At 73.0% G+C, this 25,205-nt stretch carries 17 protein-coding genes, 1 tRNA gene and 2 pseudogenes; 10 read left to right on the top strand and 10 right to left on the bottom strand.

Features of this window, described 5'->3' with window-relative positions; genetic code table 11:
* Positions 1-175 precede the first annotated feature (175 nt).
* Together ABZ854_RS11890 and ABZ854_RS11885 are read left to right on the top strand one after the other, a co-directional pair.
* Positions 176-1,681: a N,N-dimethylformamidase beta subunit family domain-containing protein gene (locus ABZ854_RS11890; RefSeq protein WP_361208310.1), complete on the top strand. Its 1,506-nt coding sequence runs from the start codon at positions 176-178 to the stop codon at positions 1,679-1,681.
* Positions 1,682-1,769: 88 nt separating this feature from the next.
* Positions 1,770-1,862, top strand: a pseudogene (locus ABZ854_RS11885).
* Between the two features lie 57 nt (positions 1,863-1,919).
* On the opposite strand, the gene ABZ854_RS11880 reads toward ABZ854_RS11885, so the two are convergent.
* Both ABZ854_RS11880 and ABZ854_RS11875 read right to left on the bottom strand, forming a co-directional pair.
* Entirely contained in the window at positions 1,920-3,965 is a 2,046-nt protein-coding gene (locus ABZ854_RS11880) for an NAD(+) synthase (protein ID WP_361208091.1), read from the bottom strand.
* Positions 3,966-4,005: 40 nt separating this feature from the next.
* On the bottom strand, positions 4,006-4,698 hold the full coding sequence (locus tag ABZ854_RS11875) for an SDR family oxidoreductase (RefSeq protein ID WP_361208088.1): 693 nt from the start codon (positions 4,696-4,698) through the stop codon (positions 4,006-4,008).
* 181 nt (positions 4,699-4,879) lie between these two features.
* Here ABZ854_RS11875 and ABZ854_RS11870 point away from each other — a divergent pair, with 181 nt between their 5' ends.
* Complete coding sequence (locus ABZ854_RS11870; protein ID WP_361208085.1) at positions 4,880-5,992, top strand: sigma factor-like helix-turn-helix DNA-binding protein; 1,113 nt, start codon at positions 4,880-4,882, stop codon at positions 5,990-5,992.
* 12 nt (positions 5,993-6,004) lie between these two features.
* On the opposite strand, the gene bla is transcribed toward ABZ854_RS11870, so the two are convergent.
* A complete protein-coding gene (gene bla / locus ABZ854_RS11865; RefSeq protein WP_361208082.1) occupies positions 6,005-6,919 on the bottom strand; it encodes a class A beta-lactamase in 915 nt (304 codons plus the stop codon).
* A 143-nt stretch (positions 6,920-7,062) separates the two neighbouring features.
* On the opposite strand from bla, the gene ABZ854_RS11860 reads away from it, so the two are divergent.
* Both ABZ854_RS11860 and ABZ854_RS11855 read left to right on the top strand, forming a co-directional pair.
* Entirely contained in the window at positions 7,063-8,046 is a 984-nt protein-coding gene (locus ABZ854_RS11860; protein ID WP_361208079.1) for a LysR family transcriptional regulator, read from the top strand.
* Positions 8,043-8,978 carry a serine hydrolase gene (locus ABZ854_RS11855; RefSeq protein WP_361208076.1) on the top strand — a complete coding sequence of 312 codons (936 nt, stop codon included), beginning with the start codon at positions 8,043-8,045 and terminating at the stop codon, positions 8,976-8,978. Before ABZ854_RS11860 ends, ABZ854_RS11855 begins: the two co-directional genes overlap by 4 nt.
* A 333-nt stretch (positions 8,979-9,311) precedes the next feature.
* Here ABZ854_RS11855 and katG read toward each other — a convergent pair whose 3' ends face one another.
* The gene (katG, locus tag ABZ854_RS11850; RefSeq protein WP_361208073.1) at positions 9,312-11,546 is read right to left on the bottom strand and encodes a catalase/peroxidase HPI; all 2,235 of its coding nucleotides are present in this window, start codon (positions 11,544-11,546) and stop codon (positions 9,312-9,314) included.
* A 33-nt stretch (positions 11,547-11,579) separates the two neighbouring features.
* The gene (locus ABZ854_RS11845) at positions 11,580-12,017 is read right to left on the bottom strand and encodes a Fur family transcriptional regulator (protein WP_361208070.1); all 438 of its coding nucleotides are present in this window, start codon (positions 12,015-12,017) and stop codon (positions 11,580-11,582) included.
* A gap of 253 nt (positions 12,018-12,270) precedes the next feature.
* Here ABZ854_RS11845 and ABZ854_RS11840 point away from each other — a divergent pair.
* From ABZ854_RS11840 to ABZ854_RS11820, 5 genes and pseudogenes are all read left to right on the top strand, one after another.
* A pseudogene (locus ABZ854_RS11840) lies at positions 12,271-12,365 on the top strand.
* 83 nt (positions 12,366-12,448) lie between these two features.
* Positions 12,449-13,345, top strand: a complete 897-nt coding sequence (locus ABZ854_RS11835; RefSeq protein ID WP_361208068.1) for a hypothetical protein — start codon at positions 12,449-12,451, stop codon at positions 13,343-13,345.
* A gap of 79 nt (positions 13,346-13,424) precedes the next feature.
* Positions 13,425-14,411 (top strand): Ku protein, encoded by a 987-nt coding sequence (locus ABZ854_RS11830; protein WP_361208065.1) that lies wholly within the window; start codon positions 13,425-13,427, stop codon positions 14,409-14,411.
* Between the two features lie 235 nt (positions 14,412-14,646).
* Positions 14,647-15,843: an acyltransferase gene (locus ABZ854_RS11825; RefSeq protein ID WP_361208062.1), complete on the top strand. Its 1,197-nt coding sequence runs from the start codon at positions 14,647-14,649 to the stop codon at positions 15,841-15,843.
* Positions 15,844-15,940: 97 nt separating this feature from the next.
* Positions 15,941-16,035, top strand: a tRNA-Cys gene (locus ABZ854_RS11820).
* 60 nt (positions 16,036-16,095) lie between these two features.
* Here the strand turns inward: ABZ854_RS11820 and ABZ854_RS11815 are convergent.
* From ABZ854_RS11815 to ABZ854_RS11795, 5 genes are all read right to left on the bottom strand, one after another.
* Positions 16,096-16,338, bottom strand: coding sequence for a chaplin (locus ABZ854_RS11815; protein ID WP_361208059.1), 243 nt, complete (start codon positions 16,336-16,338; stop codon positions 16,096-16,098).
* A gap of 227 nt (positions 16,339-16,565) precedes the next feature.
* Positions 16,566-18,839, bottom strand: a complete 2,274-nt coding sequence (locus tag ABZ854_RS11810; protein ID WP_361208056.1) for a catalase — start codon at positions 18,837-18,839, stop codon at positions 16,566-16,568.
* Between the two features lie 415 nt (positions 18,840-19,254).
* Positions 19,255-21,798, bottom strand: a complete 2,544-nt coding sequence (locus ABZ854_RS11805) for a discoidin domain-containing protein (RefSeq protein ID WP_361208053.1) — start codon at positions 21,796-21,798, stop codon at positions 19,255-19,257.
* A 192-nt stretch (positions 21,799-21,990) separates the two neighbouring features.
* On the bottom strand, positions 21,991-23,817 hold the full coding sequence (locus tag ABZ854_RS11800) for an RICIN domain-containing protein (protein ID WP_361208050.1): 1,827 nt from the start codon (positions 23,815-23,817) through the stop codon (positions 21,991-21,993).
* A gap of 124 nt (positions 23,818-23,941) precedes the next feature.
* Complete coding sequence (locus tag ABZ854_RS11795) at positions 23,942-25,117, bottom strand: FAD-dependent monooxygenase (RefSeq protein WP_361208047.1); 1,176 nt, start codon at positions 25,115-25,117, stop codon at positions 23,942-23,944.
* Positions 25,118-25,205: the final 88 nt, after the last annotated feature.

Genomic DNA, 25,205 nt, shown 5'->3' with positions numbered 1-25,205 from the left:
CGGCCCCCAGCCGAACCTCGGCAGCCCAGAACCGAGCCCGCGCGGCCCCCAGCCGAACCTCGGCAGCCCAGAACCGAGCCCGCGCGGCCCCCAGCCGAACCTCGGCAGCCCAGAACCGAGCCCGCGCGGCCCCCAGCCCGGCCAAGGCGGCCCCCAGCCGGGCCGGCGGCGCTTCCTGGCCCTCGGTGCGGGCCTGGGACTCGGTACCACCGCCGCGTGCACGGCTCACCGGCGGCCGCCCGGCCGGGACCGACGTGCCGGACGGGCCCGGCCGGAGGCGGAGCGGGACGCCCCCGGGACCGCCGACTGGCGCCTCGGCCCGCCGGGGCCGCCGGACGCGATCACCGGATACACCGACCGGGTGAGCGTGACCCCGGGCGAGGAACTCGGCCTGCACGTGTCCACCACCGCCGGTTCCTTCCGGGTGTCGGCGTTCCGCGTCGGCTGGTACGGCGGTCAGGAGGCCCGCCGGATATGGACCTCCTCCCGGATACCCGGCCGTACCCGGCCGGCCCCGCGAGTGCTGCCGGCCACGCGCACCGTCCGCGCCGACTGGCCCCCGACGCTCTCCGTGGACACCACCCGCTGGCCGGAGGGCGCCTACCTGCTGCGGCTGGAGGCGGACAGCGGCCACCAGCGGTACGTCCCGCTCGTCGTCCGCTCCACCGAGGCCGCCGGCCGCACGGTCCTGATGCACGCACCGGCCACCTGGCAGGCGTACAACCACTGGGGCGGCGCCAGCCTCTACACCGGCGCGTCGGGCGCGTACGCGACCCGCTCGCTGGCGGTCAGCTTCGACCGGCCCTACGACGGCAACGGCGCGGAGAAGTTCCTGGTGTACGAGCGGGCCCTGGTGGTGCTGGCCGAGCGGCTGCGCATCCCCCTCGCCTACACCACGGGCGTCGACGTCCATCGCGACCCCTCGGTGCTGGTCGGAGCGCACACCGTCGTGTTCCTCGGACACGACGAGTACTGGACGCCGGAACGGCGGTCGTACGTCACCGCGGTCCGGGACGCCGGGACGAACCTGGTCTTCCTCGGCGCCAACACCTGCTTCCGGCGGGTCCGGCTGGAGGACTCCGGGCGGCAGGGGGACGGCCGTACGGTCGTCTGCTACAAGACCGCCTACCGTTTCGACCCCTGCTATCCGTCCCGGCCGGCCGAGGTGACCACCGACTACCGGCTGGCGCCCGCCGCCTCACCCGAGTCCTCGCTCACCGGCGTGCTCTACGACGGCTATCCGGTCGACGCCCCCTACGTCGTGCGCGCCGCCGGCCACTGGGTGTACGAGGGCACGGGTGTCCGCGCCGGGGACGGCTTCGCCCATCTGGTGGGGGTCGAGTACGACCGGGTCTCCCCCGCCTTCCCCACCCCGGCGGCCCTGGAGATCACCGCCCACTCCCCCCTGGTCTGCGAGGGCCGTCCCGGTCACAGCGACTCGGCGTACTACACGGCCCCCGGCGGCGCGGGGGTGTTCGCCACCGGCACCATGCGCTGGGTGGAGGGTCTGCTGGCCGGCACGGGCACGCTCGGCCGGGACCACGGCATGGACGCGCGCACCCGTGCCTTCGTCACGCGGACGACGGAGAACGTCCTGGCCGCGTTCGCGCGGGGCCCGGCAGTGCGCCACTGCCCGCCGCCCCGCCCCAACGTGACCGACGTGTACGGCGCCCCGTCCTGACCACCTGTCAGCGCCGGGTCAGGGTCGTGTCAGCCGCCCCTGGCACTGTTGTCCATGTGAACGGCACGGGGAACCGGGCCGGGAACGAGGAGAGGTGCCCGGAGTGGCTGATCGGGGACCGGAGCACAGCTCATGGTCGGGTCTTTCGAGGCCCACGCAGGTTCGAATCCTGCCCTCTCCGCCCGAACGCGGCAGGGGTACGGCGACTGCCGTGCCCCTGCCGCACTTTCAGGGCCGGCTACTCCCCGACGCCCGGGATGTCCCAGCGGGCCAGGTCGCGCAGCCACGCCTCCGCCGTACCGTCGGAGGGGGCGCGCCAGTCGCCGCGGGGCGAGAGCGAACCGCCGGCCAGCACCTTCGGCCCGTTCGGCATGGCGGACCGTTTGAACTGCGCGAAGGCGAAGAAGCGGCGGCAGAAGTACTCCAGCCAGTGCCAGATCTCCGGCAGGTCGTACGCCTCGCGCTTGTTCTCGGGGAAGCCGGGCGGCCAGGCGCCGGCGTCCTTGTCGTGCCAGGCGTGCCAGGCGAGGAAGGCGATCTTCGAGGGCCGGAAGCCGTGCCGCAGGACGTGGAACAGGGTGAAGTCGTGCAGCGCGTAGGGGCCGATCTTCGACTCGGTGGACTGCAGTTCCTCTCCCGGCACCAGTTCGGGGCTGATCTCGGTGTCGAGGATCGCGGCCAGCGTCTCGTTCGTGTCGCCCTCGAACTGGCCGCTGCTGATCACCCAGCGGATCAGGTGCTGGATCAGGGTCTTCGGCACACCGGAGTTCACGTTGTAGTGGCTCATCTGGTCGCCGACGCCGTACGTGCACCAGCCGAGCGCCAGTTCGGAGAGGTCCCCGGTGCCGAGGACGATGCCGCCGCGCTGGTTGGCCAGCCGGAACAGGTAGTCCGTGCGCAGGCCGGCCTGCACGTTCTCGAACGTGACGTCGTAGACGGGCTCCCCGGAGGAGAACGGGTGGCCGATCTCCTGGAGCATGAGCCGGGCCGTCGGGGAGATGTCCAGCTCGGTCGCGGTGACACCGAGGGCGCGCATCAGCTTGTGGGCGTTGCCCTTGGTGTGCTCGCCGGTCGCGAAGCCGGGCAGGGTGAAGGCGAGGATGTCGCTGCGGGGGCGGCCGGCGCGGTCCATGGCCTTGGCGGCGACGATCAGCGCGTGCGTGGAGTCGAGGCCGCCGGACACGCCGATGACGACCTTCGGGCCGCCGATGGCCGCGAGCCGCTGCTGGAGAGCGGCGACCTGGATGTTGTAGGCCTCATAGCAGTCCTGGGCGAGCCGGTCGGCGTCGGCCGGGACGAACGGGAACCGCTCGACGCGGCGGCGCAGGCCGAGGTCCGTCGCGGGCGGGTCGAGCCGGAACCGCACCTCGCGGAAGCCGCTGGTCCGGGCGGCGTGTGTACGGCGGTTGTCGTCGAACGTGCCCATCCGCATGCGGGCCTGGCGCAGCAGGTCGAGGTCGATGTCGGCCACCGCGTACCGGTCGCCCTGCGGGAACCGGTCGGTCTCGGCGAGCAGGACACCGTCCTCATAGATCATGGTCTGTCCGTCCCAGGACAGGTCGGTGGACGACTCGCCCAGGCCGGCGGCCGCGTAGACGTAGGCGGCGAGACAGCGCGCGGAGGCGGAGCGGCACAGCAGCCGGCGGTCCTCGGCGCGGCCGACGGTGATCGGGCTGCCCGAGAGGTTGAGCAGGACGGTCGCCCCGGCCAGGGCCGCCTCGGCGCTGGGGGGCACCGGCACCCACATGTCCTCGCAGATCTCGGTGTGCAGGACCAGGCCGGGCACGTCCTCGGCGGCGAAGAGCAGGTCGGTGCCGAAGGGCACGGTGGCGCCGCCGACCGTGAGGGTGCCACCCCGCTCGTCGTCACCGGCGGCGATCTGCCGCTTCTCGTAGAACTCGCGGTAGTTGGGCAGGTAGGACTTGGGGGCGACGCCGAGGATCCGGCCGCGGTGGACGAGCACAGCGCAGTTGTAGACGCGGTGGCGGTGGCGCAGCGGGGCGCCGACGACGAGGACGGGCAGGAGGTCGGCGGAGCCGGCCACCACCGTCTGCAGGGCGGTCTCGATCTCGTCGAGCAGCGCGTCCTGCAGCAGGAGGTCCTCGATGGAGTAGCCGGACAGGCACAGTTCGGGGAACACGGCGACGGCGACGCCGTCCTCGGCGCAGTGGCGGGCCTGCCGCAGGACGGCCTCGGCGTTGGCGTGCGGCTCCGCGACGGCCGCGTGGCCGGTGCAGGCGGCGACGCGTGCGAAGCCGTGCTGGTAGATCGACGAGAAGTTCACCCGCTCATTTTATGATCAGTCGCCGCCTGCGCCCCGGGGATCACTTGCTGAACGCCTCTTTCTTGATCAGGTCGAGCATGGTCGGGGTGCCCTGTGTGGTGCGTACGTCGAGGAAGTCGTGGACGTGGCCGTCACCGGTGGCCGTGCTCAGCAGGGCGTGCGCGAGGTCCGCGCGGGAGGTGTAGCGGCCGGGCAGCCGGGCGGGGGCGATCTCGTAGTCACTGACCGCGGCCGCGTCGAACAGTCCGCTCGGCCGGATGACCGTCCAGGCGAGGCCGCTCGTCCGTACGACGTCCTCCATGCGCCGCATGTCGTCGTAGACGGTCCGGCCGACGACCCGGGAGAAGAAGGGTTCCAGCACCTTGCTGAAGAAGAGGCCCTCTCCGGGCGCCGGCACGTCGAAAAGGATCGTGGAGGTCACGCAGACGAGGCGGTCGACGCGGTGGCGGGTCATGGCCCGGCTGATGTGGGTGACGCCGGCCGAGTACACGGTGACGGGGGCACGGCCGTAGGGGACGCCGAGCGTGGAGATCACTGCGTCCTGCCCCTTGACGACGCGCTCGACCGCCGCGGCGTCGAGGACGTCGGCCTCCTCGACGCACAGCCGGGGGTGGCTCAGCGGGAAACTGTCGGGGTGGCGGGTCACGGCGGTCACCTCGTGTCCGGCGGCGACGGCCTGCTCGGTGGTCTGCCGTCCGGTGGGTCCGTTGGCTCCGAAGACGACGAGTCTCATGGCGTTCTCCTCTGGTGGCGGTGTCCGGTCGCTGACGTTGGAGAGGGAGCTGCGTCCCGCGGGTGTGACATCGCGGGCGCGGGATGAGACGTGCGGCACACCGGGGCCGAGGGATGTCACACCTTCGGGGGTGCGGGCCCTCTCGGGTGGGAGCAGGTGTCAGCGAAGGCGAGGAGAGGTCATGGCCGACGATCGGGCGGATGCGGGGGCGGACACCGCCACGCAGGTGTTTCTCGACCACCGCGAGCTGCTGTTCGCCATCGCCTACAACATGCTGGGCACGGTCACGGACAGTGAGGACGTGCTCCAGGAGACATGGCTGTCGTGGGCGGGGCGCACGGCCCGGGCGGAAGTCCGGGGCGGTGATGCGGGCGGCGCCGGGGCCGAGGAAGCCGGAGCGCCGGCGGACCCGGCCGGCGGCGAGGGCGGCGTGAGCGGCGGTGCGGGCGCGGTGGCCGGTGCGGCGCCGGCGGCCGGTGCAGGGGGCGGGCGGGCTGCGGGGGCCGCGCCCGTCATCGAGCATCCACGGGCCTACCTCGTGCGGATCACGGTGCGGCACGCCCTGGCCCGGCGGGAGAGCATCGCCCGTCGGCGGGAGACGTACGTCGGTCCGTGGCTGCCGGAACCCCTGGTCACCGGCGGCGCCACCGGCGATCCGGACGCCGCCGACGAGGCGGTGCGGCAGGAGTCGGTGTCGCTGGCGCTGCTCGTGGTTCTGGAGACCCTGACCCCGCTGGAGCGGGCGGTGTTCGTCCTGCACGAGGTGTTCGGCTACGCCCACACCGAGATCGCGGACGTGCTGGGCCGCTCCCCCGCGGCGGTACGGCAGCTCGCGCACCGCGCGCGGGGGCATGTGCAGGCGCGCCGTCCCCGCTACCGGGCCCATCCCCGGGTACGGCGGCAGGTCACCGAGCGGTTCCTCGACGCGACGCTCGGCGGTGACCTGGGCGCGCTCATGGAGCTCCTGGCGCCGGACGCGACCCTGTGGACCGACGGCGGCGGCAAGGCTCCCGCGGCGCCGCGGCCGATCCGCGGGCGGGACAAGGTCGCCCGCGCCCTGACCGGGTTCGCCTCGCGTTCGGCGGCGGGGCTGGACCTGCGGCACCGGGACGTCAACGGGGACGCGTCCGTGGTGGTCTTCGCGGACGGCGCTCCGCACGCGGTGATGGTGATGGACCTCGATCCGGACCGCGAGCAGGTCCGGGACGTCTACCTCGTCACCAACCCGGACAAGCTCTCGACGGCCGACCGGGCAGAGGAACGCGCGCCGGGACGGCCGGCGCGCGGGGTCTGAGAAGGGGTCTCCTCACTCGCCGGGCGCGAGGACGCGGGCCGCGAGCCGTGCCGCCTCCGCGATCAGGTCGTCGTCCACCGGCGCCTTCTCGGCGGGCTTCGTCGACAGCACCGCCAGGACCAGCGGCGTCTTCCGGGTGGTCCAGGCGATGCCGATGTCGTTGGCGCTGGCGTAGTCACCGGTGCCGGTCTTGTCGGCGACGGTCCAGTCCTGCGGCAGGCCCTTGCGGAAGCGTTTGGCGCTGGTGGTGTTCCCCTTCAGCCAGGTGAGGAGCTGCTCGCGGTCCGCGCGGGCCAGGACCCGCCCGAGCGCCACATCCTCCAGGCTCCGCCCGACGGCCTGCGGGGTGGTCGTGTCGCGGAGGTCGCCGGGGATCGCCGAGTTGAGGTCGGTCTCCCAGCGGTCGAGGCGGGTCACCTCGTCGCCGATCGACCGCAGGAACCGGGTGAGGCCCGCCGGACCCCCGATCTGACGCAGCAGCAGATTGCCGGCGGCGTTGTCGCTGTACTGGATGGCGGCCGCGCACAGGTCCCCCACCGTCATACCCGTGTCGACGTGTTCCGCGGTCTTCGGCGAGTTGTCCAGGATGTCGCGCTGCGGGTAGTGGATCACCCGGTCAAGCGGCGCGCAGTCCGCGTGGTCACGCAGGACGGCGGCGGCGGCGAACGTCTTGAACGTCGAGCACATCGCGAACCGCTCCCCCGCACGGTAGGAGACGGTGTCCCCGGTGCGGACGTTGCGGGCGTACACGCCGAGGCGTGCGCCGTAGTGCTGCTCCAGGTCGCGCAGCGCGTCGTCGGCCCGGAGCCGCCGGGACGCCCCGGTGGCCGCCGAGGCGGGCGCGGCCGGGGTGCGCAGCGAGGTCGCGGAGAGGGCGAGGCCGGCCTGGAACAGTCGGCGGCGCGGCATCGAGCTGGGACGGGCCATGGGCGAGGACCTCCTCGTCATGCGTCGCCGGGGCGGACGGGGCGACGCCGTGGATCTTCGGTGCGCACAGCGAAACAGCCCGACCCCACTCATGTCCAAGAGTCAACTTTGAAGGTGTCATGCCTAATTGATATGAAGGGCGGGTGGATCTCCTGGCGCATCTCGAGGCGTACGTCGCCACGGTCGACGAGAACGGCTTCTCCCGCGCGGCCGACCGGCTCGGCATCGCCCAGCCGCTGCTCAGCAGGCGGATCAAGACGCTGGAGGAGCACTTCGGCGGCCTGTTGTTCGACCGCTCGCGACGGCAGGTCACGACGACCGAGTTCGGCGTGCTGCTGCTCCCGTACGCCCGAGACGTGCTGGAGCGGGCCGAGCGGTTGCGGCACGCCGCGCGGGCGGCGCGGGGCGCGCGGGTGCACACGGTCGGGGTGCCGGCGGACTGCGACGCGGCGGCGCTGGGGCGGCTGATCCGGTCCGGCGCGGACCGGGGGTTCACCCTGGGCGTGCGGGAACTGCCGCCCGCCGCACGGGCGTCGGGGCTCGACGACGGCTCGCTCCGGTACGCGCTGGTGCGGGTCGCCCCGGAGAACGCGCGGCTTCACGTGCCCCTGGGCCTGGCGTCCTGCGACACGCCCCGGCCGGCGGCGGGCCGGGACCGTCCCCGGACGGTCCACCTGGAGGACCTGCGGCCGCGCCGGGAGGCTTCGGACCCGGTCGGCGAACTGCCGCTCCCCCAGCCGCTGTTGCTGTTGGAGGAGGACCATGTTCCGTACCTGCGCGACCGTCTGGCGCGCGCCGTCGCCCGTGCCGGGCTGCCGGAAGGCGTGGCGCGGCCGGCCGGCGCGGCGGCCTCCGCGCTCGCCGAGACGCTGGCCGGCCGGGCGCGCCTGCTGTGCACCGAGCCGTTCGCCCGGCGTCACGCGGCAGCGTGGACGCCGCTGGCCGACGCGTCGCTGCACCGCGGGTACGACGTGGGCGCGGCCCGGGACGGTCACAGCTCCGTGGACGTGCCGGCCTGGCTGACGACGCTCCTGGCGGCCGCCGTGGGCGCCGTACCGGGTCCACCCGGGGTGCCGGGGCCCGGTGCGGCCGTGGACGCCTCCGCGCGGCTGGCGGCCCGCGGATGAGCGCCGGCGAGCTCCGCCGCCCGGCCTGCGTCGCGGGTGATGTCGCGCTCCTCGACGCCGCCGAAGCCGTCGCCGCCGACTGGTCGGCCCTCGGGGTGCGCGGCTCGTTCCTCGCCCGTCACATCGACACCGGCGAGCACCTCGGCTTCGACGTCGACGAGGTGATACCTCTCGCCTCGGTGGTGAAGGTCCCCCTCGCCCTGGTCGTGCTCGACCGCATCGCGCGCGGCGAGCTGGACGCTGCCCGGCCGGTGACCGTGGACCCCGCCGGGAGCAGCGTGGGACCCACCGGGCTGGCGGCGTTCCGGCACCCGGCGACGGTGGCCGTCGGGGACCTGCTGCTGATGATGCTCTCGGTGAGCGACAACGCCGCCGCCGACGCCCTGTTCGACCTGGTGCCGGTGGCGGAGGTGGACGCGCGCCTGCGCGACCTGGGGTGCGACGGCCTGCGGGTACGGCACCGGATGAACCACATGTACGAGTGCGCGGCCGGGGCGGCGGGCGACGACTTCTCCCTCGCCCTCGAATTGGCCGTGTCGGACGAACGGGCGGGGCGGCACACCATCGAGACGCTCGACCCGGCGCACGCCAACACGGGGAGCGCGGCCGCGCTGGTCGACCTGGTGGAGCGGGTGTGGCGGGACGAGGTCTCGCATCCGGAGGCGACCGCCGAGCTGCGGCGGCTGATGGGCCACCAGGTCTTCACCCAGCGCCTGTCCGGCGAGCTGCGCGCGGACACGCTGAGGGTGAGCGGCAAGACCGGCACGTTCCTGCACCTGCGGCACGAGGTCGGAGTGGTCGAGGCCGCGTCCGGTGACCGCGTGGCACTCGCCGCGCTCACCCGCGCCGACCGCCGCGCGGGCCTCGCCCCGGACATCGACCTGGCGATCGCGGCGGCCGCCCGCCGCGCGTTCGAGGCACTGCGCAGCTGAGCCGCGGGGAACTCCCGGTACCGGGCGCCGGGACGGGACGGGACGGGGCGGGCCTGAGCGAAAGCCCGGCACAACCGGGAACATAACGGCGTGCGCCTGCCAGGCGCGGGGAACGCGGGCCACAGGGACGGCGCCCGCGCGGCCGCCCGCCGTGGCCTCCCGCGCCGTTCAGGGGGAAGCCCTCGCTGTAGCTGGCGGCCCGAGCGAGGCTTCGCTGCCCTCCGACGCGGGCGGGTCCGGCCGCCGGCCGCTTCCGGAGCGCCTCACGATGCGCACGCACGGGGGCGCCCGCCCCGGCCTGTGCGGCGGGGCGGGCGCCCTCGGTGTGGTGGATCAGACGAGGTCGAACCGGTCCAGGTTCATGACCTTGTCCCAGGCGGCGACGAAGTCCTGGACGAACTTCTCCTTCGCGTCGTCGGAGGCGTAGACCTCGGCGAGGGCGCGCAGCTCGGAGTTGGAGCCGAAGACGAGGTCGGCGCGGCTGCCGGCCCACTTCAGCTCGCCCGTGGCGGCGTCGCGGCCCTCGAACGTGGTCTGGTCCTCGCTGGTCGCCTTCCACGTCGTCCCCATGTCGAGGACGTTGACGAAGAAGTCGTTGGTCAGCGAGCCGGGCGTCTTGGTGAAGACACCGAGCTGCTGCGACTGCGGGTGGTTCGCGCCGAGGACGCGCAGACCACCGACGAGGGCCGTCGTCTCGGGGGCGGTGAGGGTGAGCAGGTTCGCCTTGTCGAGCAGCAGGAACTCGGCCGGCAGGCGGTTGCCCTTGCCGACGTAGTTGCGGAAGCCGTCCGCGGTCGGCTCCAGCGCCTCGAAGGACTCGGAGTCGGTCTGCTCCTCGGTCGCGTCGACGCGGCCCGGGGTGAACGGCACCTCGACCTGGAAGCCGGCCTCCTTGGCGGCCTTCTCCACGGCCGCGCAGCCGCCGAGCACGATGATGTCGGCGAGGGAGACCTTCTTGGCGCCCGAGGAGGCGTTGAACTCCTGCTGGACGTTCTCCAGGGCGCGCAGCGCCACCGACAGCTCGTCGGGGCCGTTGACCTCCCAGCCGCGCTGCGGCTGCAGGCGGATCCGGGCGCCGTTGGCACCGCCGCGCTTGTCGCTGCCGCGGAAGCTGGACGCGGACGCCCAGGCGGTGGTGACGAGCTGGCCCACGCTCAGGCCGGAGTCGAGCAGCTTGGTCTTCAGGGCCGCGACGTCGGCCGCGTCGATGGTCTCGCCCTCCGGCTGCGGCAGCGGGTCCTGCCAGATCAGGGTCTCCTCCGGGACCTCCGGGCCGAGGTACAGGGACTTCGGGCCCATGTCGCGGTGGGTGAGCTTGTACCAGGCGCGGGCGAAGGCGTCCGCGAACTCCTGCGGGTTCTCGTGGAAGCGCTTGGAGATCGGCCCGTAGATCGGGTCGAAGCGCAGCGACAGGTCGGTGGTGAGCATCGCCGGGGCGATCTTCTTCGAGGCGTCGTGGGCGTGCGGGACCGTGCCCTCGCCCGCGCCGTCCTTCGGCTTCCACTGCTTGGCGCCGGCCGGGCTCTCGGTCAGCTCCCACTCGTAGCCGAAGAGGATGTCGAAGAAGCTGTTGTCCCACTGGGTCGGCGTGTCGGTCCAGGTGACCTCGAGGCCGGAGGTGATGGTGTCGGCGCCCTTGCCGGTGCCGAAGCTGCTCTTCCAGCCGAGGCCCTGCTCCGCGAAGCCGGCGGCCTCGGGGTCGTCGCCCACGTGGTCGGCGGGGCCGGCGCCGTGGGTCTTGCCGAAGGTGTGGCCACCCGCGATGAGGGCGACGGTCTCCTCGTCGTTCATCGCCATGCGGCGGAACGTCTCACGGATGTCGCGGGCCGCGGCGATCGGGTCGGGGTTGCCGTTCGGGCCCTCGGGGTTGACGTAGATGAGACCCATCTGGACGGCGCCGAGCGGGCTCTCCAGCTCGCGGTCGCCGGTGTAGCGCTCGTCGCCCAGCCAGGTGGTCTCCGGGCCCCAGTAGACGTCCTCCTCCGGCTCCCAGACGTCCGCGCGGCCGCCGCCGAAGCCGAAGGTCTCGAAGCCCATGGTCTCCAGCGCCACGTTGCCGGCGAGGACGAGCAGGTCGGCCCAGGAGATGTTCTGGCCGTACTTCTTCTTGACCGGCCACAGCAGGCGGCGGGCCTTGTCGAGGTTGGCGTTGTCCGGCCAGCTGTTGAGCGGGGCGAACCGCTGCTGGCCGGCGCCGGCGCCGCCGCGGCCGTCACTGATGCGGTAGGTGCCGGCGCTGTGCCAGGCCATGCGGACGATCAGCGGGCCGTAGTGGCCGAAGTCGGCCGGCCACCAGTCCTGCGAGGTGGTGAGCACCTCGGCGATGTCCCGCTTCACGGCGGGCAGGTCCAGGCTGCGGAAGGCCTCGGCGTAGTCGAAGTCCGCGCCGAGCGGGTTGGCCTCGGCCGGGTTCTTGGCGAGGATCCGCACGTTGAGCCGCTCCGGCCACCACTGGCGGTTGCCACCGCCCTGGGTCGGGTGCAGCGCGCGGCCGTGTGCGACCGGGCAGCCGCCGCTCGCCTCCTCCGCCTTCGGGTCCGTGACGATCGCGTCGTGGTTCTCGGTCATGACAATCCTTCCCAACGGGGCGGAAATCGGTGCTCAGGAACTGCGGCCGGTGGAGCAGTCGGGGCACAGGCCCCAGTAGACGACCTCGGCCTCGTCGATGGAGAAGCCGCGGTTGTCGGACGCGGTCAGGCAGGGCGCCTCGCCGACCGCGCAGTCGACGTCGGCGAGGGCCCCGCAGGACCGGCAGACGATGTGGTGGTGGTTGTCGCCGACGCGCCCCTCGAACCGGGCCGGGCTGCCGGCCGGTTCGATGCGCCGGACGAGACCGGCCGCCGTGAGGGCGTGCAGCGCCTCGTAGACGGCTTGCAGGGAGATGTGGCCCACGCGGGTGCGGACCCCGGAGGCGATCGCCTCGACGCCGAGGTGATCACCGGCCCGGACGGTCTCCAGCAGCGCGACGCGGGCCGCCGTCACGCGCAGGCCGGCACCGCGGAGCTCGTCGGCGGTGGTCGGGGTCTGGGCTGCGGTCATGGCGTCGAACCTACCCTCATAAACACGAGAGATTCAAGAAAACGAATGATGCAATTTTGGCCGTGTTCCGGTCGCCCGGCGTTCACCCGGACGCCGGGAGCCTGGCCGCATCATCCGGCCGGGCGCCGCCGGCGCGGGTGCGGCAAGCCGCTCGGTCGTCCGAACGGGTGAGCAGCCGTCGCGTCAGCGCCGCGTCAGCGGGGGCTGCCACTGTTGTCCATGTGAACGGCACGGGGAACCGGGCCGGGAACGAGGAGAGGTGCCCGGAGTGGTTGATCGGGGACCAGGGAGCTCAGCTCACGGTCGGGTCTTGCGGGACCCACGCAGGTTCGAATCCTGCCCTCTCCGCCCAGCGCAATACACAAAAGGCGCATAAAGCCCATCCCGCGCGAAACTCGGAGCCCAGTACCGGGTGCGCGAGAGGGGCACGGGTGGATCTGGACGCCGTCGCCGACGAGCTGTACGGGGTGCGGCCGGAGGACTTCGTCGCCGCGCGCGACCGGCGTGCCGCCGAGGCCCGCGACGCCGGCGAGCCGGACCTCGCCAAGGAGATCGGCACGCTGCGGCGGCCGAGTCTGGCCGCGTGGGTCAGCAACCTGCTCGTCCGCCGGCAGGCCGACGAGGTACGGCCCCTGCTCACGCTCGGCGAGGACCTGCGCCGGGCCCACCGGGACCTGGACGGCCCGCAGCTGCGCCGGCTCGCCCACCAGCAGCGGGAGGTGATCGGCGCGCTGGGCCGGCAGGCCCGGCAGCTGGCGGCGCAGGCGGGACACCCGGTCGGTGAGGGCGTCCAGCGGGAGGTCGAGGAGACCCTGCACGCAGCGCTCGCCGATCCCGGGGCGGCCCGGGAGTGGGCGGCGGGCCGGCTCGTGAAGCCGCTCAGCTCCACCGTGGGTTTCCCCGGCGCCGACGAATCCGCCGTGGGACGCCGCCGTACCGCTCCCCCGGCTCCGGCGCCCGAAGGGGCCGCGAAGCGATCCGGCAGCGGCGAGGAACGACGGCGCACGGCCGAGCAGCGCCGGCGTCTCACCGAGGCCCGCCGGGCGGCCCGGGACGCCGAGCGGCGGCTGCGCGCCCGGCAGGAGGAGGCGGCGTCCGCCGACAAGGAGGCCGAGGACGCCGCCCGGCGGCTGACGGAGGCGGAGGAGCGGCTGCGGGACCTGCGGGACCAGACGCGCCGCGCCCAGGAGGAACGGCGGCGGGCCCGGGCCGGTGACCAGAGCGCCCGGGAGCGCGCCCGGGAGGCCGACCGGGCCGTACGCGAGGCCCAGCGGCAGGCCGGGTCCGCCGCGCGAGCCGAGGAGCGGACAGCGACGACGGCCGGCTGACGGGCCACCTGGGGCCGTGCCGGAAGGACGGGACCGGGAACGGGGCCAGGAGCGGGGCCAGTACTGGAGGCGAGAGGCGATGGCGAGACCGATCTGGACCGGCGTCCTGACCTTCGGGCTGGTCACCCTGCCCGTGGGCCTGTACACCGCGACCGAGGACCACACCGTGCACTTCCACCAGCTGCAGCGCGGCACCTCGGACCGCATCCGCAACAAGCGCGTCAACGAACGCACCGGCAAGGAGGTCGACTCCCAGAAGATCGTCAAGGGGTACGACCTCGGCGACGGCGAGTACGTCGTCGTCGAGCCGGAGGAGCTGGAGGAGATCGCGCCGGGCCGCTCGAAGGTGATCGACATGGCCGGATTCGTCGATCTCCGCCAGGTCGAGCCCGTCTACTTCGACCGCACCTACTACGTCGGGCCGCGCGGCAAGGAGTACCTGAAGGTGTACGAGCTGATGCGTGCCGCGCTCGAACGGTCGGACAAGGCCGGGATCGCCACGCTGACCATGCGCGGCAAGGAGTACCTGACGGCGCTGCGCGCCCAGCCGAACGCGCTGGTGCTGCACACCCTGCACTGGGCCGACGAGGTGCGGGACCCGGCCGGGGTGGTGACCGATCTGCCGGACCGGCGCAGCAAGGCCGGGGGCCGCGAGCTGAGGACCGCCGAGCAGCTGATCGACGCCCTCTCCATCGACTGGGAGCCCGGGGAGTACCGCGACACCTACGAGGAGCGCGTGAAGAAGCTCGTGGAGGCCAAGCGCAAGGGCGAGGAGGTCGTCGGCGAGGCCGAACCGCCCGAGGCGACCAACGTCGTCGACCTCATGGAGGCGCTGCGGCGGAGCGTGGAGCAGTCGGGGTCCGGCGGCAGCCGGGGCAAGCGGTCCGGCAGCGGCGGCAAGCAGTCCACTGGCCGGAGCCGCGACGGCGGCAAGGGTTCTGACCTGGGGTCCCTGTCGAAGGCGGAGCTGTACGAGCGGGCCGGCGCGGCGGGGGTGCGGGGCAGGTCGAAGATGACGCGGGACCAGCTGGTGGAGGCACTGTCCGGGAAGGGGGCTGCGGCCTGAAGCGCCGCGCCCCGAGCAGGGGTTGACCACCCTCACCGTCGGCCCCGGGACCGGCGACGTCAGCGTTCCGCAGCGCCTCACTCGTCCGGGTGCACCCGCACCGCCGTCCGTGGCGTCCTGCCCGCCGTGTCGTTCGGCAACAGTGTGATGTTTTCGACGTGACGTGATTGAAGCGGGCCAGACGGGCAACGTTCCCCTTCATGCCCCCCGCGAACCCCCTCCGGCAGGTGATTCGATGACCACGGCGACGACCCGGGCCACCCGGACGCCGCCCGCCCGCGCAGGCGCGCCCTCGGCCACGACGTCCCCGCCCTCCTCCAGACCGTCGCTGCCGTCCCTCACGGGGTTGCGGTGGATCGCGGCGTCGCTGGTGTTCGGTCTGCACGTGCATAATTTCAACTTCTTCGGCGGCACCGGGCAGCGCCTGGTGACCTGGGCGTTCGGCGCCGGTTCCACGGGGGTGTCGTTCTTCTTCGTGCTGTCCGGTTTCGTGCTGACCTGGTCGGCGCGCCCGCACGACAGCGCCCCGGCCTTCTGGCGGCGGCGCATCGCCCGTGTCTACCCCGTGCATCTGGTCACGGCGGCGCTCGCGCTGCTCATGGCGTACACGCTGTCCGGCCTGACGAGACCGACGCCGACGCAGGGCCTGGCCAACCTGCTGCTGCTGCACTCGTGGCGGGCCTCCTGGTGGCAGGTGCTGGACCCGGTCAGCTGGTCGCTCGCCTGCGAGGCGTTCTTCTACGCCGCCTTCCCGCTGCTGTTCGTGCTGCTGCGCCGGGCCGGCGTGCGCGGCGCGGCCGCGCTGGCCGGGCTGTCGGTGGCCGCGGTGGCCGTCCTGAGCTGGGCGGACTTCCACCACTGGACGACGCTGCAGCTGTACTCCTTCCCCGCCGCCCGGCTGCCGGAGTTCGTGCTCGGCGCGGCGACGGCCCGGCTGGTCCTGCTGGGCCGCTGGCGCGGGCCCGGTCTGGCGGGCTCGCTGGCGGTGGCGATCATCGGCTACTTCCTCGTGCCGCAGGTGGCCCACGGCTATGCCGCGACCGTCTGCACCATCGTCGGGTTCGCCCTGCTGATCCCGGCCGCCGCCCTGGCGGACGTGAACGGTCTGCCCTCGCTGTGGCGGCACCCGCGCCTGGTGCGGCTGGGCGAACTGTCGTTCGCCTTCTACATGGTTCACCTGCTGGTGGTGCACGCGGCCGCGAATGTGCTGGGCACGAAGCCGCAGTTGCACCTGCTGCCCGCGGTGGCGGTGACCGCCATCGTCTTCGCCGTGGCCCTCGGGCTGTCCTGGGTCCTGTACGAGGCGGTCGAGCGGCCGGCGCGCCGGCTGCTGCTGCGCCGGCGCCGGGCCGGCGGCACGGCTGCGGTGCCGGGCCCGAAGACCGAGACGGTCCCGGCCGGCCGGGAGGCCACCGCCCCTGCGGGTGACTGAGACGCCGTACCGGCGAGCGGTGTCAGGGGCGTGTCAGCGGCCCCTGGCATGGTGAACACAGCTGAACGGCCCCCGGGACACCGGGGGCCGGGAGCGAGGAGAGGTGCCCGGAGTGGTTGATCGGGGACCGGTGGGCGCAGCCCACGGCCGGGTCTTGCGGGACCCACGCAGGTTCGAATCCTGCCCTCTCCGCCGCCTGACACGCCCGTGCGCCGGCCCCCGGGGATGAGGGGCCGGCGCACGGGCGCGGTGTCACTGGGTGACGCAGGTGTTCCCGGCGGCCGGGTTGGCGAGGCCCACCACGTTGACGCTGTTGCCGCAGAGGTTGAGGTCGACGCCGATCGGAATCTGGACGACGTCGCCCGACAGCACACCCGGACTGTTGTACGCCACGCCGGTCGTCGGGCCGGGGTCGGCCGCGTGGGCTGCGGTCGCGCCCGTCAGGGCGAGGAAACCGGCGAGAACGGCTGTGGTGGCAAAGCTGCGCAGACGCATGAGGTACCTCACTGCTAGACGTTGGGACACCTCCATCTCACCGGCACCCGCCCGAACCCGCCCGCCCGGTTACGCCGTCCGCCCCGACCTCCACCGAACCGGCCCAATGCGGCGGCTCGCGGCCGCGCCCGCTTGCCCCGCGGTAGCGCGACGCCCCCGTCGCCCGCCGGGAGGACTCCGGCGGGCGACGGGGGTGGTCGGTGGGCGACGGGGGTGGTCGGTGGGGTTCAGGCGGTGGTGGGGAAGCGGTCCCAGACGCGGTGGGCGGCCAGCAGCGGGGTGAGCTGGTCCAGGGCGTCGGGACCGGTGCCGGTGGTGATGACGCCGGGGGCGCCGGCGGGGATGCCGGCGGATTCGAGGGCGGTGTGGCCGCCGTTCCAGGCGCCGATCGCCTTGCCGTGGCGGAAGGCCTCGGACAGCAGGAGGCCGATCCGCGGGTCGTGCGCGTTGCCCCGGGTCGGGTCGGCCTTGGCGTCGCGGGCGCCGTAGGCGTCGTCGCCCACCGCCGGGGAGCCGGCGAGGAGGATCGCGTCGAACTCCACGGACCGCGCGGTGACGTAGGTGCGCTGCACGGTCAGCGCGTCCGGGCCGGTGCCGAGGGTGCCGCCGGTCGGGGCGATGACGAGGGGGACCATGCCGCCGTCGAGGACGGACTGCCGTACGGCCCGTACGCCGTCGAGGTCGGCGTCGGGGCCGGCGACGATGCCGATGACCCGGCCGTCGGTGGGCCAGGTGCGGCCGACCTGGGAGAGGGCGGGGCTGGGCGCCACGTCGGCGAGCGGCTCGGTCGGCTTCGGCTCGGGCAGGCCGAGTCCCGCGGCGACGCCCGCGCACAGTTCGGGGTCGATGTTCGCGAGGACCTGCAGCCCGCGCTCCCGGACGGCCTGTTCGTAGCACTTGCCGAGTTCGAAGGTGTAGGCGCCGATGATGTGTTCGCGCTCCACCGGGCTCATGCTCAGCCAGAACCTGCGGGCCTGGCTGAAGTGGTCGGCGAACGTCTCCGGGGCCTCGCGGACCTTGGTGGCCTCCGGGACGCGGACGGGGGCCTCGACGAACGCGCCGTTGTCCGCGCCCGCGGTGAACGGGCAGCCGCCGTCGAGGGAGTTGGGCCGGTAGGGGGCCACTCCCCGGTGTACGGCCGTCTGGTGCATGCCGTCGCGCAGCATGTCGTTGACCGGCGCGTGCGGCCGGTTGATCGGGATCTGTGCGAAGTTGGGGCCGCCCAGACGGCTGATCTGGGTGTCCAGGTAGGAGAACAGGCGCCCGGAGAGCAGCGGGTCGTCGGTGATGTCGACGCCCGGGACGAGGTGCCCGGGGTGGAAGGCCACCTGCTCGGTCTCGGCGAAGAAGTTCGACGGGTTGCGGTTGAGGGTGAGGCGCCCGACCGGCTGCACGGGGGCGAGTTCCTCGGGGACGATGTTCGTCGGGTCCAGCAGGTCGATGCCCTCGAACATCTGGTCAGGGGTGTCGGGGAAGGTCTGGATGCCCAGTTCCCACTCCGGGTAGGCGCCGGCCTCGATGGCGTCGGCGAGGTCCCGGCGGTGGAAGTCTGGGTCGACGCCGCCGATGATCTGCGCCTCCTCCCACACCAGGGAGTGCACGCCCAGCTTGGGCTTCCAGTGCCACTTCACCAGCGTGGTGTTTCCCTCGGCGTCGACGAGGCGGAAGGTGTGGATGCCGAAGCCCTCCATGGTGCGGAAGGAGCGCGGGATGCCCCGGTCGGACATGTTCCACAGCACGTGGTGGGTGGCCTCGGTGTGCAGAGTGACGAAGTCCCAGTGGGTGTCGTGGGCGCTCTGCGCCTGCGGGATCTCCCGGTCCGGGTGCGGTTTGGCGGCGTGCACGATGTCGGGGAACTTGACGGCGTCCTGGATGAAGAAGACCGGGATGTTGTTGCCGACCAGGTCGAAGACGCCCTCGCTGGTGTAGAACTTCGTCGCGAACCCACGTGTGTCGCGGACGGTGTCGGCGGAGCCGCGGGAGCCGAGCACGGTGGAGAACCGCACGAAGACGGGGGTCTCCACGTCCTGGGCGAGGAAGGCCGCCTTGGTCACGGACGTGGCGGTGCCGTAGCTGGTGAAGATGCCGTGCGCGGCGGCGCCTCGGGCGTGGACGACGCGTTCGGGGATGCGTTCGTGGTCGAAGTGCGTGATCTTCTCGCGCAGATGGTGGTCCTGCAGCAGCACCGGGCCGCGCGGGCCGGCCTTCAGCGAGTGGTCGGTGTCGTACAGCCGGGTACCCTGGGCGGTCGTCAGGTAGTCGCCGCTCTGCGCCATGCGGGCCTGTGCGGCGCCGGTGGGCTGTCCGGTCGGCGAGACCGTGTCGGGGCCGCTCTGGTCGGGCTTGGGCGGCAGGGGCTCACGGGGTTCGGTGGGTTCGGCGACCGACGGCGACTCGGGGCCCGGCTTGCCGGGGATGCCGTCCTCGGGGCCCGTGCCGTCACCCTGCACGGCCTGGGCGACCTTGTCCGCCGCCCGCTTCAGGGGGTTCGTCTCGCTCATCGCTACGCATTTCCTTCGCTGGTCACGGGGGTGTTCGGTCGCGACGCGAGGCCCTGCGGCGAGGATCGTGCCGTCGTACGGCGGCGTACGGCCGTCTCGGCACCGCTTCGGCACAGCCGTCGGCCCCCGGGGGAACCGGGAACCCGCGGGCCCCACTGCCGGGCGGGTCCAACTGCCGCCCGCCGGAGTTCTGTTGAGGAAGGGCCGGTGTCTTGACCCCGAGGACAGGGGGGTACCCGGCTGCCCGCATACGACACCTTAGGCGCTGCGGTCCCGGCCCGCAGTGCGGGCGCCGCCGGGTCAGGGACGGTCCCGACCGTGGTGCACCCGCCGCGCACTCCAAACTCCGGGTGCCCGTGTGCGACCGTCCCGGGACCTGCCTGCCAGGCCCCGGGACGGCGGGCGGACGCCGGGGTCAGGGGAACGAGGTCACCTTGGACGGGACGGTGCTCGTGCCCGAGGTGGCGGGACCCGTGTCGTTCACGACGTGGGCGTACTGGCCCTTGCCGCCGAGGGAAATCACCATCAGGTCGTGCATCCGGATGCCGGGCCCGGCCGGGACCTGGAAGCCCCGGTCCTGGACGATGCCGGGGTCGGCCGTGTAGTTGCAGTAGCTGCCCAGGCCCCACGCCTCGTGGGTGGTCACCGAGTCGGCCACCTTGTAGGCGGCGTAGCCGACGCTGCCGTCGTGGGTGACGGCGGCCGCGTTCGGGGCGTCGTAGGCCTTCTCGTTCTGGAAGAAGACGGTCCGGCCCCGTTCGCCGCTCCAGTAGACGTCGTACTTGTTGAAGTGTTCGACGAACAGGCCGGTGGCCAGCACGTCGTCGCCGTTGACCCGCAGGCCGTAGTCGGCGCGGTTGGTCTCCCAGCCGACTCCGCTGCCGTGGTCGGCGCGCCAGATCCACGTGTGGTCGACGACCACGTCGTCGCTGTCGATGGCGACCGCGTCGGTGGCGAGGGCGGGTCCGGCGCCGCCGACGCGGATGAACACGTCCTGCATGGTGGTGGGGTCGGCCGCGTGGTCGGCGCCGGAGCCGGGCGTGCCGATCCGCAGGAGTGTGTCGGACTTGACGGGTCCGGCGTCGATGAGGAAGCCGGCGAGCCGGACGCCGTCGACGTCGGCGACGTGCATCGCGTCGACGCCGTTGTCGGGGACGAGGGTGGCGAGGCCCAGGCCGAGGACGACGGTGTCCGGGCGGGTGATGTCGATGGTCCGGTCGAGGTGGTAGATGCCCGGGGTGAACAGCAGGTTGAGGCCCTGGTCGAGCGCCTGGTCGATGGTGGCGGCGGTGGCGCCGGGCTTGACGACGTAGAACCGGTCGAGCGGGAGCGACGTGCCCGCGTCGGCCGGCCAGGACACGCCGCGCGCGTTCGTGCGCTTCGAGGGGACGAACACCTTGTAGGCGGAGCCGTCGAGGTAGAGGAACGGCTTCTCCCGGGAGACGGGTGTGGTGTCGAGAGTGGTGTACGGACCGCTGTCGAAGTTGGTCGCGGGGGCGCCCTGGACTCCGGAGAAGGTCATGTTCCACACGCCGTTGGTCCAGCCGCCGACGGAGCTGTCCCGGGTGTACCACTGCTGCTGGGAGTACGGGCCGACGGTGCCGTCGATCTTCGAGTCGGCGATGTAGCCGCCGGAGGCCCAGCCGTAGCCGTTCGGGGCGAGGTCGAGGCCGCCTTCGACGTGGATGCGGCGGAAGGGCGCGGCCTGGGCGACGGCCCAGCGGTCGGTGCCGTTCGACGGCCTGATGGCCAGGTTCTCCACCGAGCGCCAGAAGTTCTGGGTGGCGTTTCCGGCGTTCCACCCCGCGTCCACGGTGACGTCGCCGTTGATCTGTGTGTCGTCGGGGTTCAGGCCGAGGCCGGAGATGGAGGTGTAGAAGCCGATCTGGGCGTTGATGCCGTTGTAGGTGCCGGGTTTGAGCAGGAACTGGTAGCGGCCGGTGCCGAACTGGGCGGACTCCTGCTGCCGGAAGACGTCGTCGAACTTCTGCTGGAGGTTCGGGGTGGAGGGGTCGACGACGATCACATTGGGGCCGAGGTCGCCGCCGCCCTGGACGGGCGGGGTGCCGGTGGCGGAGGTGTGCACGGCGACCTCCCACAGGGAGTAGCCGTAGCCGGTGCCGCGGGCGGTGCCGTGGACGCGGACGTAGCGGCCGGGGCCGCTGACGTCGTAGGAGGCCGTGCCGCCGGTCGCGCCGGTGACGGTCTTCAGGTCGGTCCAGGTCTGTCCGTCGGTGGAGGCCTGGAGCTGGAAGTCCTTGCCGTAGGCGGTCTCCCAGTCGAGGTCGATGCCGCACAGGTCCTGGACCGAGCCGAGGTCGACCTGGAGCCACTGCGGGTCCGCCGCCTGGCTGGACCAGCGGGTGTGGGTGTCGCCGTCGAAGGCGGCGGAGGCGGGTGTGCCGGCGTTCTCGGTGGAGGAGGCGGTGGCGGGCCTGCCCCGGGCGGCGTCGGAGGTGTCGCAGCCGGGCTGGGCGGCGGCCGGGGTTCCGAACACCTGGAACTCCCAGAGGGAGTAGCCCCACGGCGTGGCGCGGTGGACGCCGAGCATCCGGATGTACCGGCCCTGGCCGGACACGTCCAGGGTGTCGGTGCCGCCGTCGCCGCCGGTGACGGACTTCAGGTCGGTCCAGGTGGTGCCGTCGTCCGAGATCTGGACCTTGTAGTCCTTGCCGTAGGCGGTCTCCCAGTCGAGGACGACCCGGGTGACGGAGGCGGTGGTTCCCAGGTCGACCCGGAGCCACTGGTCGTCGGTGGCGGCCGAGGACCAGCGGGTGGCGGTGTCGCCGTCGACCGCGGCGTGGGCGGTGGTGCCGGGGTTCTCCTCGGAGGAGGCGGTGGCGGTCCTGCCCTGCGACAGGGGGGTGTCGGCCGCGGCGGCGGCCGGTGGATGGGTGGCGGGCAGGCAGAGCAGGGCCGCGGTGACGGCCAGCGCGGCGCCCAGGGATCTCAGTCTCATACGACGGCTCCATGAAGTCTGGGGAGGTCATGGGTCATGGGGGGTCAAGGAGCTGACCCGAGTGCTTAGTTCATGATTTGATTTAAGGGATGAATCAAATGCACGGCAAGCCTTCGGAGCGAAAATCACGGAACGCGGCCCCGGGCGGAGGTGTCCGCTCGGGGCCACGTGACCTGTCGTCAGGCCGGTCGGTCAGTGGCCGGGTGCCCGGCCGTGGCCGCCGGCCGGGATCAGGGTCAGGGTCTGCTCGGCGGCCGTGCGGCCGGCGCCGACGGGGCTGCCACTGTGGTCGGTCCAGGTGCGCACCGGGGTGGTCTCGGCGTGCCGGCCGGTGGTTCCGGAGAGGCCGAGGGTGAGGCCGCTGTAGCGGTTGACGAGGCGGCAGGTGCCGTCGTGGGAGGCGCTGGGGATCACGAACCACTGCTGTCCGACGGCCGGCCCGCCGGCCGGCGCCGGGGTGACGGTCGGCCGTGCGCCCCAGGCCCGGCCGGAGGCGGCCGCGGAGTCGACGCCCAGCAGGTGGTGGCGGGCGTCGGCGATGGTGAAGGCGCCGTCACCGGTGGGCGTGAAGGTCCAGGTCGCGCGGGCCGAGCGGATGCCGGCCGCGACCGAGGTGGTGGCGGAGCCGTGCCGGGCCGCGGCGAGGACCCGGCCCGCACCGCTCGCGATGCGGTAGGCCGTGCCGGTCCGCACGGGCGGCGCGGACCGCCCGGAGGAGTCGACGGTGACGTCGACGTACTCGCCGTAGGCACCGTTGGAGCAGCCGAAGGAGCAGTACGAACGGAAGGTCCGGCCGACGACGGCCGACCCGGTCCGGCCGGCGCCGTCGAGGAACCAGCGGTACCAGGACGCGTCGGTGTAAGCGCCGGTGTCCCCGATGCGGCGCCACTTCGGGTGGGCCAGGTCGTCGGTGGCGTAGAAGTACTGCGGTGAGTCGCCGCTCTGGTCGACGGCCTGCGGTTCGCCGATGTAGAGGCCGAGGTACGCGTCGTAGGCGATGTTCATGACGAACAGCGGGGAGGTCGGCGGCATCTTCCCGGCCGCGATCTGCTCGGCGGCGGTCCCGGTGTTCGCCGGGTCGTACTCGTCGGCGGCGGGGGTGTATCCGGTCGGGTGGCCGGCGTCCACGGGGACGAGGTTGCTCTCCTTGCCCCCGGTGCCGGGCTGCGACCAGGAGCCGTCGTACCACTTGCGCCACGAGCCGGGCGCCATCTTGGCGGAGATCGGCGCGCGGGCCACGTGCTCGTAGAACGCCTTCCAGCCGCCGTTCTTGTCGACGATCCGGGAGCCGTAATAGACGTAGAAGTAGCCGGAGGCGGTGTCGACGAAGAGGCGCTGGTCGCCGTCGCCGTAGGAGTACGTCTGGTTCGGGAAGGCCGTGGTGTCGCCCCGCTTCGTGCTGTACGGCGAGGTGAGGACGTGGTCCTCGATGGTCCAGGTGCGGCCGCGGTCGGTGGAGACGGCGTAGTCGATGGCGTCGTAGTGCAGTCCGTCGCCGAAGGGCTGCGGCGTGAACTCGTTGTGCACCAGGCCGTACCAGTCACCGGTGTCGGGGTCGATCCACACGCCGGACAGGTCGCAGTAGTTCTTCTGGGCGTAGCCCGAGCCGCTGGGGGCGTACGTCGCCTCGCGGCCGGTCGGGCTGTTGTCGCACCGCCAGGTGGTGTCGTCGTTCCGGTCGTCGGGGTTGGCCGGGTTCACCGCCTTGCTGAGCCTGTTGTCGAACGTGGCGGTGTCGAAGTCGGTGCCGGTGTAGAAGTCCCACGAGCGGGGGTCGTCGGCGCCGTACAGCGCGGCGGACTGCTGGTAGTGGAAGGTGCCGTCCCGGTCGGTGAAGGGGGTGGCGGGGGTGTCCGTGGGGTTGGCGAACGGTACCGGTGTCCCCACGGTCACGTCGTACACCGGGGTGGCCGCGGACGCCGGGGTGGCCGCGGACGCCAGTGACGGTGTGCCGCCGCCGAGGGCCAGGGCGACGGCGGCCGCGGCCATGGCGCCGCCTGCTCTGCGGAAGAGTCGCACGGGTGCTCCTAGTTGCGTTGCGAGAGGTGCCGGACCAGTCGCACGAACGATCCGGCCCGGCGCCGCTCCCCTGCAATGGACTCCAGTGCTCCGCCTCTTGCACTTTCGCGGGCGCTGCGGCGGCTCAGTCCTCCCCGGCAGCGGCGGCGAGGTCGGTGTCCCAGGCGAGTTGGCGGTGCAGTGCGTCGTCCTCCGCGCGGGGGGAAGGAACCGGCGCGCCGGGACGGCCCGGGATGCTGGTGCCGCGGGAGATTCCGCCGCTGACGATGATGTTGTGCTCCACGCGCGGGCGTCGGCAGCTGTCGTAGAGGGCGAAGGCGGTGCGTGGGCCGGAGCTGTCCCGCAGGGCCTTGGCCAGGATCACGGCGTCCTCCAGCGCCATCGAGGCCCCCTGTCCGGTCGCCGGTGAGGCCGCGTGGGCCGCGTCGCCGATGAGCAGCGTGCGGCCGGTGTGCCACGGCGTGCCGAGCGGCGTCTCGGTGGCGTTGGTGACCATGACGCTGGTGGAGGCGGCGACGATACCGGCGGCGGGGGTGCAGTCCTTGCTCAGCAGGGACACCAGCCGGTCCCGCCACAGGTCCGGTTCGCTCCGGGCGAGTTCGCGTGCGGTCAGCGGTCCGCCGGCGACACGTGCGAACCAGTACGTTTCCCCCGCCGGGGACACCGCGAAGCCGAAGGCGGCCTCGCTGCCGCGGACCATGGTGATGTGTCCGGTGCCGTCGGTGACGGGTGCGCTGTCGGCGTAGCCGTAGAAGACGCGCTGGCCGGCATGGCCGGGACGGGTACCGGGGGCGATCAGCCGGCGGACTGTGGAGTTCAGGCCGTCCGCGCCGATCAGGACGCCGCCGGTGGCGGTGGTTCCGTCGGCGAAGCCGGCGGTGACGCCGTCCGGGCTGTCCGTCAGGGAGACGAGCCGGGCGCCGTGCCGCAGAGGGATGCCCCGGCGGACGGCCTCGGCCCGCAGGGCGGCGTTCAGTTCGCCCCGCCGCAGGCAGCGGTAGCGCAGCGCCGGGTCGGTCACCTCCCCCAGGGGCGCATGGGCGAGTTCGGCGCCCCGGGCATCCAGCACGCGCAGCGAAGTCAGCGGAAATCCGACGGCCGTGACGGCGTCACCGGCGCCGAGTTCGGCAAGGGCGCGCATGCCGTTGCTCGCGAGGGTCAGGAACGCTCCGATGTCCTCGGCCCCGTCGGGGTACGCCTCGAACACCGACACCTCGCATCCGGCCTTGCGCAGGCCCAGCGCGGCCGCGGTTCCTGCGATCCCACCACCGACCACCACTGCCCTCCTCGGATCCGACATGATCACGTTCCCTCCCGTCGCCGACATGGGCCGCCCCTCATCCAAGGGCAGACGCGGGGGCGTTCGCAGTGCGGGGGCCCGGATCAGG

This window comes from Streptomyces sp. NPDC047028 (genome assembly GCF_040644095.1).
Taxonomy (GTDB): Bacteria; Actinomycetota; Actinomycetes; order Streptomycetales; family Streptomycetaceae; genus Streptomyces.
This window is presented reverse-complemented; position numbering and strand designations above follow the sequence as displayed.